Source organism: Clostridium sp. AM33-3, assembly GCF_003480315.1.
Taxonomy (GTDB): Bacteria; Bacillota; Clostridia; order Lachnospirales; family Lachnospiraceae; genus Brotaphodocola.
This window is the reverse complement of sequence record NZ_QUIV01000033.1, coordinates 1-17440: the sequence shown is the minus strand read 5'-3', so window position 1 is coordinate 17440 and position 17440 is coordinate 1. Positions and strand designations below refer to the sequence as shown.

14 protein-coding genes and 1 tRNA gene are annotated in these 17440 nt (G+C 48.7%); 2 read left to right on the top strand and 13 right to left on the bottom strand.

The features are described from left to right. Window positions 1-50: 50 nt before the first annotated feature. The 7 genes from DW819_RS14325 to DW819_RS14295 form a co-directional block, all read right to left on the bottom strand. The gene (locus tag DW819_RS14325) at window positions 51-830 is read right to left on the bottom strand and encodes a Cof-type HAD-IIB family hydrolase (RefSeq protein WP_182432668.1); all 780 of its coding nucleotides are present in this window, start codon (window positions 828-830) and stop codon (window positions 51-53) included. A gap of 164 nt (window positions 831-994) precedes the next feature. Continuing rightward, window positions 995-1068 (bottom strand) — tRNA-Pro (locus DW819_RS14320). A gap of 86 nt (window positions 1069-1154) precedes the next feature. Continuing rightward, window positions 1155-1985 (bottom strand): PRD domain-containing protein, encoded by an 831-nt coding sequence (locus DW819_RS14315; RefSeq protein ID WP_118733817.1) that lies wholly within the window; start codon window positions 1983-1985, stop codon window positions 1155-1157. Window positions 1986-2093: 108 nt separating this feature from the next. Beyond that, the gene (locus tag DW819_RS14310; protein WP_118733824.1) at window positions 2094-4292 is read right to left on the bottom strand and encodes a PTS transporter subunit IIABC; all 2199 of its coding nucleotides are present in this window, start codon (window positions 4290-4292) and stop codon (window positions 2094-2096) included. Window positions 4293-4619: 327 nt separating this feature from the next. Then, window positions 4620-5258 (bottom strand): manganese catalase family protein, encoded by a 639-nt coding sequence (locus DW819_RS14305; protein WP_118733816.1) that lies wholly within the window; start codon window positions 5256-5258, stop codon window positions 4620-4622. Continuing rightward, window positions 5258-5515 carry a spore coat protein CotJB gene (locus DW819_RS14300; protein WP_118733815.1) on the bottom strand — a complete coding sequence of 86 codons (258 nt, stop codon included), beginning with the start codon at window positions 5513-5515 and terminating at the stop codon, window positions 5258-5260. Before DW819_RS14300 ends, DW819_RS14305 begins: the two co-directional genes overlap by 1 nt. After that, the gene (locus DW819_RS14295) at window positions 5512-5835 is read right to left on the bottom strand and encodes a spore coat associated protein CotJA (RefSeq protein ID WP_118733814.1); all 324 of its coding nucleotides are present in this window, start codon (window positions 5833-5835) and stop codon (window positions 5512-5514) included. Before DW819_RS14295 ends, DW819_RS14300 begins: the two co-directional genes overlap by 4 nt. Window positions 5836-6037: 202 nt before the next feature. On the opposite strand from DW819_RS14295, the gene DW819_RS14290 reads away from it, so the two are divergent. Then, the gene (locus DW819_RS14290) at window positions 6038-6355 is read left to right on the top strand and encodes a hypothetical protein (RefSeq protein WP_207665313.1); all 318 of its coding nucleotides are present in this window, start codon (window positions 6038-6040) and stop codon (window positions 6353-6355) included. Here DW819_RS14290 and DW819_RS14285 read toward each other — a convergent pair. The 6 genes from DW819_RS14285 to ileS all read right to left on the bottom strand — a co-directional run bounded on the left by DW819_RS14285 (window position 6344) and on the right by ileS (window position 15398). Continuing rightward, window positions 6344-6889: a Uma2 family endonuclease gene (locus DW819_RS14285; RefSeq protein ID WP_118733812.1), complete on the bottom strand. Its 546-nt coding sequence runs from the start codon at window positions 6887-6889 to the stop codon at window positions 6344-6346. The two genes, DW819_RS14290 and DW819_RS14285, sit on opposite strands and share 12 nt — an antisense overlap. 98 nt (window positions 6890-6987) lie before the next feature. Next, complete coding sequence (locus DW819_RS14280) at window positions 6988-7398, bottom strand: CBS domain-containing protein (RefSeq protein WP_118733811.1); 411 nt, start codon at window positions 7396-7398, stop codon at window positions 6988-6990. 168 nt (window positions 7399-7566) lie between these two features. Next, on the bottom strand, window positions 7567-8424 hold the full coding sequence (locus DW819_RS14275; RefSeq protein WP_118733810.1) for a M23 family metallopeptidase: 858 nt from the start codon (window positions 8422-8424) through the stop codon (window positions 7567-7569). Window positions 8425-8465: 41 nt separating this feature from the next. Then, complete coding sequence (locus DW819_RS14270; protein ID WP_118733809.1) at window positions 8466-9548, bottom strand: SpoIID/LytB domain-containing protein; 1083 nt, start codon at window positions 9546-9548, stop codon at window positions 8466-8468. A gap of 117 nt (window positions 9549-9665) precedes the next feature. Further along, a complete protein-coding gene (locus tag DW819_RS14265; RefSeq protein ID WP_118733823.1) occupies window positions 9666-12122 on the bottom strand; it encodes a glycogen/starch/alpha-glucan phosphorylase in 2457 nt (818 codons plus the stop codon). An 84-nt stretch (window positions 12123-12206) separates the two neighbouring features. After that, window positions 12207-15398, bottom strand: a complete 3192-nt coding sequence (gene ileS, locus DW819_RS14260) for an isoleucine--tRNA ligase (RefSeq protein ID WP_118733808.1) — start codon at window positions 15396-15398, stop codon at window positions 12207-12209. A 528-nt stretch (window positions 15399-15926) separates the two neighbouring features. Here ileS and DW819_RS14255 point away from each other — a divergent pair. Further along, a complete protein-coding gene (locus tag DW819_RS14255; protein ID WP_118733807.1) occupies window positions 15927-17387 on the top strand; it encodes a nicotinate phosphoribosyltransferase in 1461 nt (486 codons plus the stop codon). Window positions 17388-17440 lie beyond the last annotated feature (53 nt).

Here is a 17440-nt window from a genome sequence, read left to right as displayed (position 1 = left end):
CGATTTTCTTTCTGTCATTGTGCCTGCGCAGCAATTGCAAGCGCACCTGCCTAAAACAGATGCAGCGCTTCGCAAGCCTTATAGACACCGTCCTCGCCAATGGGCGCAGTAACGTAATCCGCTGCCTCCTTCAACTGCGGATGCCCATTGCCCATAGCCACGCCGATGCCTGCGGTAGTCACAATCTCATAATCATTCATACTGTCGCCAAAGGCGATCGTGTTCTTCAGCGGGATATTCCAGGCTTTGCAGAGGCGTTTAAGTCCCTCTGCCTTGGAGGCGTCCTTTTCAATAATATCGGCCCCTTCCCGGCTGGAGAACATTGGAAGCTTCAGCATGGGAAATGCCGCCTCCACCTCTTTTGTCCCCGGTTCCCGGCCTATGTAGGCCAGCGTGCGGATCGGCATGTCCAGAAGCTTCCACGGGTCGCGAAATTTCCGGTCCGACATCTGCCAGCGTACCATGTCGTGGCGGGTCACGCACCACGGATTGACGAAATAATCGATATCTCCCACGGTCATCCCGATGGCGTAATCCTTTCCTTCCGCGAAATGCAGCAGTTCTTCTACCAGTTCCCGCTTCATACAATGTTCATAGATCAGTTCCGAGCCGATGGTGATCTTGTTGCCATTTAAATGAATGATGGCATCCGGCTTCACCTGGTCTGCAAGGCCCTCGCTGAACTTGGCATCCATGTCACGGCCGGTGGCGATCACGATATAGTAATTTTTGCGAAGCAGATCCAGCGCTTTGATGGCGCTGTCCGGGATCTTATAATCTACATGGTTCAGCAGTGTCATGTCCATGTCAAAACTGACGATTCCCTTCATAAACAACTCTCCGTTTTTCTTCTGTAATCACGGCCTGGCGCAATCCGCCAGCTGCCGGTAATTCTAATACCCATGATAACAAAGTACAGGTGGACTGTAAAGTATAAAAAAAGCACGGACCACCGTTCCTGCGTGGTTTTCCGTGCTTGAATTCTATCAGTTAATCGGGGCAACAGGATTTGAACCTGCGACCTCTCGGCCCCCAGCCGAGCGCGCTACCAAGCTACGCCATACCCCGATCGAACTATAATAGTATAGCAAAAATATACTGACTTGAAAAGTGTTTTCCGCAACTTTTTTACCCAACTTTTTACGTTTTTGTGTTTATGTTTCAGATTCTCCCCCAATTACCCGCCTGATATGAATCGCAAGAAACCCGATTTCTTCTTTCGCAAGAACCACCCTCAGCTCCTGTTCCAGTTTTTTCAAAATCTGCTCAGCCAGCGCGTATTCGAATGGAAACTGCTCTTTTGCGTATGCTTCCAGATCAAGATCCGTGCGTTCTCCCTTTCTGGCCCGGGCCAGCATATAGCGGACATGACTCATCAGCCGGTTGTAACCGAGAGAGCCATAAGGAAGCTTCTTTCTGGATCCTTCCTCGATCATGGTCATGCAGACACCTACCAGACGGGCTGTTTCCAGGGAATCCGCCACATTTTCCTGCGCCAGTCCGGCGTGGATATGCAGGGCGATGAAGCCGGCTTCATCCTCTCCAAGGGCGGTTCCCGTCATCTTTTTTAAGATTTCGCATCCTTTTCTGGCCGCTTCATACTCATCTCCAAATAAGGCTGCAATATCATGCTGAAATGGATTGGGAATTTCTTTTTTCTCTCTGGCCCGTGCTGCTGCCATAGCAATGTGATCTGCCATTGGGATCAGAATATCATGCTGCAGTGGTCCCATCGCCGCTTCTGCCATCTCTATGATTTTTCCGGCTGCTTCGATATAAAGCGGATCAATGCCGTTTACGCGGATCAGCGCCGGCGTTTTTTCGCTCACAAGCTCATAACGGCGGCCTTTCGGAAGTTCTGTCATTCGCTCTCCCGCGCGGTGTCCGAATCCTGCTCCGTTTCCCAGAAGAATCAGCTCCTGACCGCTGGCATCATCCAGCACCAGAATCCCGTTATTGTTCAATACTTTGATTACCCGATACATAAAAAATACCTCCTGCATCTTATGCCTGTCCTGTTATTATACACGACAACCTTAGGATGCAGAAAGTACTTTTTGTTTCGTATGATAAATACTCCCTAAGTTTTTATCTTACTTTTTTATCTGACCAATCAGCTCTAGCCGTTTCACTTGCTTTTCTCCTTCTAAGCTTAAGCTTTCTCCCTCTGTCAGTCCAGTAAAAATAACGATACAGGCATCGCTCACTGCGTGTTCCCGGATATAGGCCGGGTCAAATTCCATGAGCTTATCTCCCTTTTTGATTTTCTGTCCATCACTTACAAATACCGTGAAGCCTTCCCCATTCAGTTTCACAGTATCTACACCGATATGGAGCAGATATTCCGTCCCATCCGCCGCCTTCAGGCCAATCGCATGTTTACTCGGAAATACAAACATAACCTCGCCATCTTCCGGTGCCACAACAGTTCCATTCTCCGGCATAACCAGGTAGCCGTCTCCCATGGCTTTGCTGGCAAATGCCTCGTCCGGTGCCTCCGTGATTGGCTTTAATACGCCCTGGAACGGAGAGTAAAGTTTGTGGATGTTTTCTGCGATGTTCTTGCTCTCTGCCAGATTCACAGCTGCTTCGGTTTCCGCAGTCACTTTGGTGCCCATATTCTCTGCACCATCTGTAGCTTCTGCGGTATCCTCCTCATGCTCCTCTGCCAGATAAGCTTCCAGCTCGGATTTGATCACAGTCACCTGCGGTCCGTAAATAATCTGGATTCCCTGCCCTTTTACGATCACGCCTACCGCGCCGGTCGACTTCAACAGCTTTTCATCAACCAGCGACGAGTCTGCGATAGAGCAGCGGAGTCGTGTCGCGCAGCAGTCCACGGAAGTGATATTGTTTCTTCCTCCCATACCCATTACAATGGCTGCACTCCGGCTGTCTTTACTGTTTTCTGCCTGGCTGCCGCTTTCTCCCTCTTTCGCTTCAGTCCTGCGGGCATTCACATCAGCCTTCGTGTAGAGCTTCGTCTCCTCGTCATCGTCCTCACGTCCCGGTGTTTTCAAATCAAATTTTTTAATCAGAAAACTAAACAAAAAGTAATACAGAAGGAAATACACAATTCCAGCAGGAATGATGCGAAGCCAGCTGGTTTTCGCATTGCCCTGAAGCACACCGAAAATCACCAGATCCAGAAGACCACCAGAAAATGTAAGGCCCACTGCAATGTTCAAAATATGCGCAACCATATAGGCGCTTCCGGCCAGAATCACCTGAACTGCAAACAGCATTGGTGCTACAAACAGGAAAGAGAACTCAATTGGCTCTGTAATTCCAGTAAACATGCAGGCCAGCGCCGCACTTAAAAGCAGACCTCCTGCTTCCTTTTTCTTTTCCGGTTTCGCGCACCGGTACATGGCCAGCGCCGCACCCGGAAGTCCAAAAATCATAAAAATAAACTCACCGGAAAAATACCGGGTAGCATCCGCGCTGAAATGCGTCACATCTGACGAAGCCAGCTGCGCAAAGAAAATGTTCTGGCCGCCCTGAATCAGATTTCCATCCACCATCATGGTGCCGCCTACCGCAGTCTGCCAGAAAGGCATATAAAACACATGATGCAGGCCGAACGGGATCAGCGCACGCTTAATGATACCAAAAATCAGGGTTCCGAAATAACCGGTTCCTGTAACCAGACCGCCCAGCGCGAAAATGCCATTCTGGACAGCCGGCCAGATAAAGTACATCAGAATACCGATACCAACGTAAGTAACGGTAGAAATAATCGGTACAAAACGGGAGCCGCCAAAAAATGACAGCGCGTTTGGCAATTCAATCTTATAAAACCGGTTGTGGAGTGCTGCCACACCAAGTCCCACAAGAATACCGCCAAATACACCCATCTGCAGGGTCTGAATACCGCAGACGCTGGCAATGGTTCCCTCAAGCACATCCGGCGCAATTGTTCCGTCCGCTAAGACTTTTCCTGCTAATAAAAGCACTGCGTTGATTGATGCATGCATCACAAAAAAAGAAATCATAGCCGAAAGTGCCGCAACCTCTTTTTCCGCCTTCGCCATGCCAATGGCAACACCCACTGCAAAGATAATCGGAAGATTATCAAAAATGACGTTTCCTGCCTTGCTCATGATCATAAGCAGTGCATGCAGGACGGTTCCATTACCAAGAATTCCCTGTAAGCCATAGGTTGCAATGGTAGTCTCATTGGTAAAGGAACTTCCAATCCCCAGCAGGAGGCCAGCAACCGGAAGCACCGCAATCGGAAGCATGAAGCTGCGCCCTACTCGCTGAAGCACCCCAAAAATCTTGTCTTTCATGTTCTTTCTCCTTTTTTTCTGAATATTCAGGTGTGTCTTTCTGACAGTTTTCACATCTCCCGAAAATTCTTTTCTGTAAACGCACAAACTTCTTTCCATTTTATATATTTCACCTGTGCAGAAAAGAAACCTGCTCCTATCAGCATACCCAAAACAGTCCGTTTCAGTCGCTTCTGGGAAGTGCAGTTTTATTTGGAAAATGAAAAAGGCATCAACCAAAAGGACATCTCTTCGATGCCCTTTCGGTTAATGCCTGCTTTACCAGTAACACGCCCAAATCTCTGTTATGCTATCAGTATAGGGTGAAATCAGGTATCTGTCAACTGTTTATTTCCCGCACTCCTGTGTCTTGCCATTATTAGTGCTTTGCCGCCGGTCAAAAGCCGGGTTAAAAGCATAGAAATTTTTGCTGTTAAGCTGATCCTGCACATGACGCAAAGTCTCACCAAAGCGCTGAAAATGCACCACTTCCCTTGCCCGCAGATAGCGGATTGGGTCACATACTTCCGGATCTTTTACTACACGGAGAATGTTGTCGTAAGTGCTCCGTGCTTTCTGTTCTGCAGCGAGGTCCTCGAATAAATCTGTAATTGGATCACCCTTTGACTGGAATTCACAAGCATTAAACGGAATGCCGCCTGCTGCCTGAGGCCAGATTCCGGTAGTGTGGTCGATATAATATGGACCAAAACCAGAATCTTCAATTTCCTGTGGTGTCAGATTGCGGGTAAGCTGGTGAACGATAGCTGCCACAATTTCCAAATGTGCCAGTTCCTCGGTTCCGATATCAGTCAGGGAAGCTTTCGCTACATCATATGGCATGGCATATCTTTGGGATAAATAGCGCATAGACGCTCCCATCTCACCGTCGGGCCCACCATACTGACTCATAATAAACTGCGCCATTTTCGGATTCGGCTGTGAAATCTTTACCGGATACTGCAGTCTTTTTTCATATCTCCACATCAGCGTATTCCTCCTTCCCAGGGCCATGGGCCATTGATCCAGTTCCAGTTATTAAAATCGGCATCAGCGACCTGGAGTGGGCCATTGACCTCTTCATAGGATTTCATAGCCTGACGGTTCATGCGCCGGGCATTCTGAAAATACTGCATAGCCATTGGGCAGTCTGGATGAGTATCCAGATACAGGGTTGCCTCATCCAGGGCGAAGCCAGTTTCATATACAGCCTGCAGGAGTTTGTCATCGCATCCACACATCATCGGCACCTCCCCATCACGAACGGCAGATCCAGTTCCGGGAAAATGGTTCCCCGGGTTAGTCCGCGGCTCATATCGTACACCTGATTCCAGCGCTGCATGGGGACATAAGCCATCGCGATGGGCATATCCGGCTGCATGGGACGCTGGTCCACACATCCGCAGAAACTACCTGTCGAACGATTGTCTGCGCATCTGTCTGAATTGCCTGTCATACGCTGATTCACAGGCCCACAGGAGTTCCCTGTATTAGTATGCAGCGGTTCCTGCAGATGAGGTCTCTGCATGCAGCCGCATCGGTTATTGGAATAATCCATGATCATAAATCCTTTCCAGAGTTTCTAGTACCATCTTATGTGAAAGCAGAAATAGCGGTGCATTGGAATCCACCATATGATAGAAAGCAGGGTTGTCACCCTTGTCTGCATTTGCTCATAAAATACAGTACAAACAGCAAAAAAGGAGATTTCGACATGTGTAGCTGGAATAATTGTGGCGGTTGTGGAAACAATGGAAGTTGCAGCAATGGCTGCGATGGAAATGGCTGTAGACGCGGAGGTAACGGCTGGGGCGGATGCGGTAATCATTGCGGAGGCTGGAGCTGGAATAACTGGGGCTGTGGCGGCTCTTGTGGATGGAACCGGAATACAAGAGAAGCATTCCGAAATGGTTTCCGTGACGGTTATGATGCCGGTTTCCGTGATGGATTCCGGGAAGGACGGGACGATGACCGCAGGCCAGGCGGACCTGGTGGTCCTGGACGGCCGGATGAAGGCTGTGGATGCAGCTGAATTTAATATAGGGGGCTTCATGCCCCCTATTATTCTGCCTTCAATTATTTAATAACGCATCTACCGTAATATCCAGATCTGGATAAATTCCAACTGGGATTGACTGATCAAATGGATAAAAAACAGGAGCTGCATCTCCTTCGTAGCGGTACACCAGGGTACTTTTCCGCATTGGATCCACAATCCAGTACTCTTTTACTCCTGCTTCCAGATAAAGCGCGTTTTTCTTAATGTAATCCGTTTTACGGCTTGCCGGTGAAACAATCTCAACCACCAGATCCGGGGCTCCAATGCAGCTGCGTTCTGTGAGTTTCTTTTTATCGCAGACAATCATAACATCTGGTTCCATCCAGTTTTTATCGTCTGCATCGAGATTTACTGCGAATGGTGCTGTCAGCGTGCGGCAGGAACCACCTTTGGACTTAATGTAATTCCGAAATGTTGACGCAATTTCAATGGATAAAGCCTGATGCGTCAAGCTGGGCGGAGCCATGCTATATAATTTGCCATCAATCAATTCTGCCCGCTCATTTTCAGGCAGATTCCAGTAATCTTCTGATGTATAATGATCTTTCAATAATGGCATAGAAACGCCTCCTCTATGTAAAGCATATCGTAAATTTTACAAATAATCAACCCAAAAGACCGGGCAGTCATTTCTGTTCTGCCCGGTCTCTCTTCCTTTTAGTTTTCCTTTTCCAGCTTACTATAACAGTATTTAATAATATCTTTTCTTGTAACCATCCCGATGAAGAACCCCCGGTCATCTACCACCGGAACAAAGTTCTGGTTCAGAGCCCGGTCGATCAGGTCTTCCATTTTACATTCTACGGAAACCGGTTTGTAGTCCACACGCCGCGGAATTGACGCGATGGGCGCGTTTTCTGCTTCTTTGAAGTTCATCTGGTATTCTTTCCGGATTCCCCAGAGCAGGTCTCCTTCCGTAATGGTTCCGACGTAGGTGCCGTCTTTTGAGAGCAGCGGGATGGTGGAATAACGGAAGCCTTCCATCTTGTCCAGTGCCTGGCGCACCGTATCATCTTCGTAAATGTGAGCTACCTCGCTCTTTGGAGTCAGAAAAAACAGGATATTCATAGTTCACCTCAAATTGTATTTTTCGCAGCACTGCGGCCCGGCGAATGGAGCAGGCGCAGCTGCCTTTCATCTTATGCCAGAAGCATATCATACAATTTCGACCATTCTATGAACAAATTATAAAAACTTTCGTAAATGCGCGGCCCTGCTGAACCGTTACATACATTCTTACTCCAGGTAATCTAACGGATCTACCGTTTTATCCCCGTGGCGCATTTCCAGGAAGAGGTTACTTCCCTCGATAGTATAATATTTGGTTGGTTCTGCCACATAGCCCAGAAGCTGTCCGGCTTCCAGATATTCTCCCTGCACGGCGGTGATTTCTTTTAACTGGCCGCAGGTGACTGTGTAATCATTGCCAAGGTCCAGGACCAGATAATCACCAATCTCCTCATTATTTCCTGCTTCCAGCACCCTTGCGGCAGCTGGAGCATACACCGGAGTGCTGACCTCGCTCTGGATAACCAGGCCTGGATTGCATTTATACTGTTCCAGGGTCGGGAAATAGATGGTGGAATCCATACTGTAATCCAACAGGACATTGCCTCTTGCCGGCCACAGCATCTTGCTGGTATCAGCAAAGTTTAATACCAGCGCGGTGGCGGCGCTTCCGCCTGCACCGGCCTCTCTCACGGCCGGATCTGCCCCGTCATCCTTTGTACCATTTGCTGCAAGTCCGGTATTCTGCCCGTTTCCGGTCTCCGGTCCTGCTTCCTCTGCAATGTGTCCCTGCTCGTCGGCTGCATTGTCCTGATTAGACGCTGCTTCAGCCAGAATCTGCTCCTCCTGTGTAATTTCGGATTCGGAATTCTCCGCATTGGAATTTCCTGCAACCGGCGCCTGATCTTTTGCTTCCTCTGCAAAATATTCATCCTGCCCCTGCATATCCACATATGGTTTCTGTTCCTGTCCGTTTCCTCTTCGAATCGTAACGACGCCTGCTGCGGCAACCATAGTCAGCAGGCCCAGCACCAACATGACCAGGAATAATTTATCCCGGAACATCTGATTCATTTTTTCTTTCACCGTTTATCACCTCGGTAGTAGTTTTGCCAAAGTACTTTTTCTTATTCAGTCACCAGTGAAATATTTTTGTAATAATAGTTCAAAATGTCGGAATAGCTCCATCCTTCCTCTGCCATGGCCTGGGCACCATTCTGACTGAGGCCGTAACCGTGGCCGCAGCCTTTCACTGTAACCGCGATTGTCCCTGATATTCTGGTGTCGATGGTAAAACAGGTGGATGGCAGATCCAACGCGTACTGGACATCATCCCCGGTGTAGGTGCGCGGACCGATCTTGATCTGCAGCACATATCCGGCATCGTCCCGCTTTACAATCTGGATTTCGGAAGAAAGGCGCTCCGGATCCAGAGATGGCGCATCACTTAAATTTTTAATGCGCTGCGCAAATTCCGATAAGCTGAACGAAACTTCTGACACGCCCGTTGCATCTCCATCTGCTGTTCTGATTTCTGCTCCACCATCCTCCACATCCCACCTGCTCTCCGCCGACTGCAGATACGGATAATCTGCCTCCCCGGTCCGTGTCCGTCCGGCGCTCCGCTCATGAAATAATGGCAGAATATAACGTTCCTCATATTTCATAACCACTCCTGCCGTGGCTTCTGCCGCCTGCCTGCATTGCTCCAGGCGTTTTGCCAGTTCCTCCTTCTGGTGCACAGTCAGTGTATTCCCTGCCCGAGCAGTATCATCTCCCAGATAATCGAGATCCAGCTCCTCTTCCTGTATTTCCTCCCGATCGCCCATCTGACGGTATATGTAGGTGCGGGCAATGACTGCCTGGCACTTCAGCGCTTCCATCCCCATTTCCGGACCGGTCTGGCAGACCATAACGCCCGGAAGATAATCTTCCACCGAAAGATAGGTGCGGACACCGTAGCGTTCCAGAATGATGCGGCGGGAATATGCCTCTCCATCCCCCTGATCCACACTGTGAGAATTCCCATTCCATCCCGCTGTTTCTTCTGAACCTTTCTGATTATTTTCGTAAACCACACTTTCAGAAATCACGTTCTGATTTTCCTCTTCCATCTTCCACCCGGCCTGTCCCGCCGCATGCATACAGAGAAGTGAAAACATCCAGGAGGCCACAAACACCACTGCAGCCACGATCCCGATTTTGCGCATAAAAAATCCCTCCGTCAGTTTAATCTACGGAGGGATTTCTAATTTTATTCCTGAAATTTTCTACGCATGAACCACGGGCTTTTTCTGGGCCTGCATGCGTTTTATTCCGTCAGGCTATTACAGTTCAACCTTCACCTTATCCAGATGCCAGATATCTTTCACGTACTCCTCGATGGTACGGTCAGAGCTGAACTTACCGCTGCATGCGGTGTTGAGCATAGCTGCCTTTGCCCACCACTGCTCGTCACGGTATGCTTCATCTACACGCTTCTGCGCATCTGCATACATCCGGAAATCCTTCAGGATAAAGTAGGTGTCAGCGCGGTCACTGCTTAAAGTGTTCAGCAGGGAGTTATAGATATCGCGGAACAGTTCCGGATCATATGGTGCATAGTAGCCGTTAATAAGCTGCATCAGCACACGGCGGATATCCTGGTCATTGTTGAAGATCTGCATTGGATCATAGCTGTGGTCATGCTCTATGCGGATGATATCATCAGAGGACGTACCGAAGATGAACGCATTTTCTGCGCCAACCTCTTCTACGATCTCCACGTTTGCACCGTCCATGGTTCCCACAGTAAGGGCGCCGTTTAACATGAACTTCATATTTCCGGTACCGGATGCCTCTTTACTTGCGGTAGAGATCTGCTCACTGACATCGGCTGCAGCGAAGATGATCTCTGCATTGGATACACGGTAGTCTTCAATGAAAACAACCTTCAATTTTCCGTTAATAGACTTATCGTTGTTGATCACATCTGCAACGGAATTAATCAGCTTGATCGTCAGTTTTGCGCGCTTATATCCTGCTGCTGCCTTAGCACCGAAGATGAAGGTTCTAGGAACCATATCCAGGTTCGGATTGTCTTTCAGCTGGTTGTACAGATACATCACATGCAGAATGTTCATAAGCTGACGTTTGTACTCGTGCAGTCTCTTAACCTGAACATCGAAAATGGAACGTGGATCCACATCAATGCCGTTGTGCTCCTTGATGTATTTTGCCAGACGCACCTTATTCTGATATTTGATATTCATGAATTCGTGCTGGCACTTCTCATCATCCACATACAACTTTAACTTGCTGATAGCGGAAAGGTCTGTAATCCACTCGTCACCGATCTTGTCCGTGATCCAGTCTGCCAGAAGCGGGTTTGCGTGAAGCAGGAAACGTCTCTGGGTAATGCCGTTGGTCTTATTATTGAACTTCTGCGGCATCATCTCATAAAAGTCTTTTAACTCCTGCTTCTCCAGGATCTCGGTATGCAGTCTTGCTACACCGTTCACAGAGAAACTACCCGCGATCGCCATGTGTGCCATCTTGACCTGACCATCATAGATGATAGCCATCTTCGCAATCTTTTCCTGGTTTCCCGGGTATTTCTTCTGGATTTCAAGGAGGAAGCGGCGGTTGATCTCCTCTACAATCTGGTAGATACGCGGAAGCAGTCTGGAGAACAGCTCGATCGGCCATTTTTCAAGGGCCTCAGCCATGATGGTATGGTTGGTGTAAGCGCAGGTCTTTGTTGTGACATCCCATGCCTCTTCCCAGGTTAAGTTATAGTCATCCAGAAGGATTCTCATGAGTTCTGCAACAGCTACGGTCGGATGGGTATCATTTAACTGGAATACGTTCTTCTCATAGAACTTGCGGATATCTTCATGCTTCTCCATGTATTTGCTTACAGCACGCTGTACACTTGCGGAAATGAAGAAGTACTGCTGTTTTAAGCGCAGCTCCTTGCCGGCATAGTGATTATCATTTGGATAAAGCACATCACAGATGGTCTTGGCCAGGTTTTCCTGCTCCACAGCCTTCTGATAATCACCTTTATCGAAGGAATCCAGGTTGAAGGTGTTGATCGGCTGTGCATCCCAGATCCGCAGCGTATTGACAACATTGTTGCCATAGCCTACGATCGGCAGGTCATACGGAACAGCCATAACAGACTGATAGCCCTCCTGAACGAAATGCTCTCTGCCATTTTCCCACACAGTGCGCACGTAACCTCCGAATCTGACCTCGGTTGCATACTCGGAACGACGTACCTCAAACGGGTTGCCGTCCTTTAACCAGTTATCCGGCACCTCGACCTGATAACCGTTTTCAATTTTCTGTTTGAACATACCATAGTGGTAACGGATGCCGCAGCCGTATGCCGGGTATCCGAGAGTTGCAAGGGAATCCAGGAAGCATGCTGCAAGACGTCCCAGACCACCGTTTCCCAGAGCCGCATCCGGCTCCTGGTCCTCAATCACGTTTAAGTCAAAGCCCAGCTCATCGAGAGCCTCACGGACTTCCTGTCTTGCACGGATATTGATGATATTGTTGCCCAGCGCGCGCCCCATTAAGAACTCCATGGAAAGATAGTAAACGGTCTTTACATCCTTCTTTTCGTATTCCTTGTGGGTTGCGATCCACTCGTCAATAATGACATCTTTAACCGCATAGGCTACTGCCTGGAACACCTGATTCGGGGTAGCCTCATCAATGGTGCGGCGATACAGATTTTTAACATTATCAACCACGCTCTTCTTAAATATTTCTTTGTCAAACCCTTTGTTTGCCATAACTGCCATACTGGATCTCCTCTCCTCAGTTACAGTCTGCCGGAAAGGCCCCTCTGCGGGGCCCGGGCACATGCTATGCATGTGCTATTTCTGGCAGCTGTCAACTGTTGCTTTTTCAACACCCAACATTCCGGTCTCACCGTTAATATTCCACTCTTTTGCGTATCCACCCATCTGTCCAAGGAAAATGTGATCGGCAAGTACTTCACCTTTCATGGTGTCTGCATATTTCTTAAAGATATCAGCAATCTTGTCATTGTTATCCTGATATACATTAATATGATCGGTAACCTCAAATCCTGCTTCTTTTCGCATGGTCTGGATCTTACTTACCAGCTCACGGACAAATCCTTCCTCAAGAAGTTCCGGAGTAAGGTGAGTGTCCAGGGCTACCGTTACGTAATTATCACCCTCTGATACATAGCCCTCGGTCTGAGCCATCTCAATCAACAGGTCATCTTCGGTCAGCACTACCAGCTCGCCGCCGAAATCAAACTTCAGTGCCCCATCTGCCTTCAGGGTGTCCATAGCGGCATTGCCGTCGATCTCAGACAGAGCCTTGCGGATGTTGCCGAGCTGCTTGCCGTACTTCGGTCCGACCGTCTTAAGCTGCGGCTTGAAGCTGTAGGATGTGAAGTTTCTGACGTCATCTACGAACTCTACACTTTTAACATTTAACTCATCCTCAATGATCTCCACATAAAAATCGGACAACTTGTTCTCTGCCTTAACATACATCTTACCAATCGGCTGACGGTTCTTGATGTTTGCGGTATTTCTTGCTGCTCGGCCGAATACAACAATCTTTAAGACCTCATCCATATCGGACTCCAGCTGCTTGTCGATCATTGTTTCATCCACTGCCGGGAAATCACACAGATGGATGCTCTCCGGAGCGGTCTTGTCGATGCTTCTGACCAGATTCTGGTAGATATCCTCAGTCATGAACGGGATCATCGGAGCCGCTGCCTTGGCTACCGTTACCAGTGCAGTGTACAGTGCCATATAGGCATTGATCTTATCCTGCTCCATGCCCTTTGCCCAGAAACGCTCACGGCTTCTTCTTACATACCAGTTACTCATGTCATCTACGAAATCCTGAAGTGCTCTTGCAGCCTCCGGGATGCGGTAGTTTGCCAGGTTGTCATCCACGTCTTTCACCATGGAGTTTAACTTGGACAGAAGCCATTTATCCATAACCGGAAGTTTGTCGTACTCCAGAGTATACTTGGTTGGATCGAAATTATCAATATTGGCGTACAGCACGAAGAACGCATAGGTGTTCCACAGAGTACCCATGAACTTTCTCTGGCCTTCCTGTACGGCTTTGCCATGGAAACGGTTTGGCAGCCACGGTGCGCTGTTGATGTAGAAGTACCAGCGAATAGCGTCTGCACCGTAGGTTTCCAGAGCGTCGAACGGATCGACTGCGTTGCCCTTGGATTTACTCATTTTCTGGCCGTTCTCATCCTGTACATGGCCCAGAACGATAACGTTCTTGTACGGAGCTTTGTTGAAGATCAGGGTAGAGATTGCCAGCAGGGAATAGAACCATCCACGTGTCTGGTCTACTGCCTCGGAGATGAAATCTGCCGGGAACTGCTTCTCAAAGAGTTCCTTATTCTCAAACGGATAATGATGCTGTGCGAACGGCATGGAACCGGAATCGAACCAGCAGTCGATTACCTCCGGTACACGATGCATCTGCTTGCCGCACTGCGGGCAGGTGATGGTGACATCATCGATGAACGGACGATGCAGCTCTACATCGCCATTAGCCTCTTCATCCATCTCTTTTGCATATTTCTTTACAACATCCGCATAGTTCGGGCTCATGGACTTCAACTCTGCCTGGCTTCCGATGGAATGCTGACAGCCACACTCACACTCCCAGATATTAAGCGGGGTGCCCCAGTAACGGTTACGGCTTACGCCCCAGTCCTGAACGTTCTCCAGCCAGTCACCGAAGCGTCCCTTGCCGATGCTCTCTGGAATCCAGTTAATGGTATTGTTGTTGCGGATCAGGTCATCCTTCACAGCAGTCATCTTGATAAACCAGGACTCTCTTGCGTAGTAAATGAGCGGGGTATCACATCTCCAGCAATGCGGATAGCTGTGCTCAAAATTCGGTGCTGAGAATAACAGGCCCTTCTCATCCAGTGCCTTTAATACCAGCGGATCCGCCTTCTTCACAAATACGCCTTCCCATGGAGTCTCTTTGGTCATTTCACCCTTTGCGTCTACTAACTGCACAAACGGAAGGTCATACTTTCTTCCGACCTTGGAGTCGTCCTCACCGAATGCCGGGGCAATGTGTACCACACCGGTACCATCGGTCAGCGTTACGTAGGTATCGCAGACAACGTAGAATGCTTTCTTTTTCTGCTTCTCACAGATTGCTGTTGCACAGTCAAACAGCGGCTCGTACTCTTTGTACTCCAGATCTTTGCCTTTGTATCTCTCCAGTACAGTATACTCACCTTCCAGGACAGTATCACAAAGTGCTTCTGCCAGGTAATAGGTGTAATCACCGTTCTTTACCTTAACGTAGGTCTCGTTCGGGTTTACGCAGAGTGCCACATTGGACGGCAGGGTCCACGGAGTAGTGGTCCATGCCAGGATGTAAGCATCCTCACCCTTAACTTTAAAGCGTGCGATCGCGGAACGCTCTTTGACATCTTTATAGCCCTGAGCTACCTCATGGGAGGAAAGCGGGGTGCCGCAGCGCGGGCAGTAAGGAACGATCTTGAATCCTTTGTACAGAAGTCCCTTCTCCCAGATCTGTTTTAATGCCCACCACTCAGACTCAATGAAGTCATTGTGATAGGTAACATACGGATTGTCCATATCTGCCCAGAAGCCAACGGTGCCGGAGAATTTCTCCCACATGCCTTTGTATTTCCAGACACTCTCTTTACAGTGCTCGATGAACGGCTCAAGGCCATACTGCTCGATCTGCTCCTTGCCATCCAGGCCAAGCATCTTCTCTACTTCCAGCTCAACCGGGAGTCCGTGGGTATCCCAGCCTGCCTTACGCGGAACCATGCAGCCTTTCATGGTGCGGTAACGCGGGATCATGTCTTTGATGACACGGGTCAGTACGTGGCCGATATGAGGCTTGCCGTTTGCGGTAGGCGGGCCATCGTAGAAGGTGTAGGTCGGACCCTCTTTGCGGGAATCCATACTTTTCTGGAAGATGTGCTCATCATCCCAAAACTTTTCAATTTTTTTCTCTCGCTCTACAAAATTCATATTTGTAGGTACTTTCTCATACATGCTTTTCTTTGCCTCCAATCTTTGACGCATGCAGCGGGAATCCTGTGTAACATTTCATAGGAAAACTTCCTATAAATAAAAAAAGCCGCTCCCTGCAAACAGGAAACGACACTTCTTGCCACTTTTGACCACCTATTACTGCATACAAACATATGAGTTCCGGTTAACGGCGGAATACCGGCTGGACTTACTGCGATTATAAAAATCGGTTCGGCCTGCGGCTCAGGAGTGATTTTCGACTGCTGCCTTACTTGCACCGGGCTTCCACCACCCCCGGCTCGCTCCTGCATTCCGCCTATTTGCACGTTCTGCTCTTACGTTCTTTGCAGCGCTACTGTCTCCGTCATAGCCTTTTTGATATTACATTCTTTTTCATTATATTAATATGACTGAGAATTGTCAAGGTTTCTGCACCACTCCTTTTGTTAAATTCATGTCAAATGCATTGTTTTTTGTGAAAACCGATGGTATACTACTATTGTTTTACACAAATTTAACGAAAATTCCAGAACCAGAAGGAGAACCGGCATGAGTGAACGTAACCTTACCCTGCTCACAGACTTTTACGAGCTGACTATGATGCAGGGCTATTTTAAAGAAAAAGATGCAAATGAAACTGTTATTTTCGACGCATTTTACAGAAATAACCCGGTAGGCTCCGGCTATTCGATCTGTGCTGGCTTAGACCAGGTGATCGACTACGTAAAGAACCTGCACTTTGATGAAGATGACGTTGACTATTTACGTACCACCGGTATGTTTGAGGAAGATTTCCTCGACTATCTCCGCCATTTCCATTTTAGCGGCGATATTTATGCCATTCCGGAAGGAAGCGTCGTATTCCCAAGGGAACCGCTTGTAAAGATCATTGCTCCGATCATGGAGGCTCAGCTTATTGAAACCGCTCTCTTAAACATCATCAACCACCAGTCCCTGATTGCTACCAAGGCAGCACGCGTGGTCTACGCAGCCCAGGGTGATGGTGTCATGGAATTTGGCCTGCGCCGCGCACAGGGGCCGGATGCCGGCATCTATGGTGCCCGCGCTGCCATGATTGCCGGATGCATCGGCACCTCCAATGTTCTCTGCGGCAAGATGTTTGATGTTCCGGTCAAAGGCACCCACGCCCACAGCTGGATCATGAGCTTCCCGGATGAACTGACCGCATTTCGTACTTACGCAAAGCTGTATCCGAGCGCCTGCATTCTTCTGGTCGACACTTACGATACTTTAAATTCCGGCATTCCAAACGCCATCAAGGTATTTAAGGAAATGCGCGAGGCCGGCATTCCGCTCACCTTCTACGGAATCCGCTTAGACAGCGGCGATCTAGCTTACCTGTCAAAGAAAGCCAAGAAAATGTTAGACGCAGCCGGATTCCCGGATGCGGTCATCTCCGCTTCCAATGATCTGGATGAGACCCTGATCTCCTCCCTGAAACTGCAGGGCGCAGCCATCAACTCCTGGGGTGTCGGCACCAACCTGATCACATCCAAAGACTGCCCGTCCTTCGGCGGTGTGTACAAGCTGGCTGCGATTCAGGATAAGGCAACCGGAACATTCATTCCTAAGATCAAGCTGTCCGAGAATGCTGAGAAGATCACCAACCCGGGCAACAAGACTATTCGCCGTATCTATGACAAGGAAAATGGAAAGATCATCGCAGACCTGATCTGCCTGGTCGATGAAGAGTACGACACCGATCAGCCGCTCCTGCTCTTCGATCCGAAGGAAACCTGGAAAAAGACCCTTCTTGCTCCCGGCACCTACACCATGCGCGAAATGATGATTCCGGTATTCTTAAAAGGAAAATGTGTATATGAATCCCCGAAGGTGATGGATATCCAGAAATACTGCAAGAGCGAGCTTGCAACACTTTGGGAAGAATCCCTGCGACTGGAATATCCGCACCGGGTACACGTAGATCTGTCTAAGCCGCTGTGGGATATGAAAAACGGATTACTGGACAGCTATCACTATCACAAATAACAATATAATGAATAATCAATAGAGTCCGAAGGTTCGGTCAGACCATACAGAAT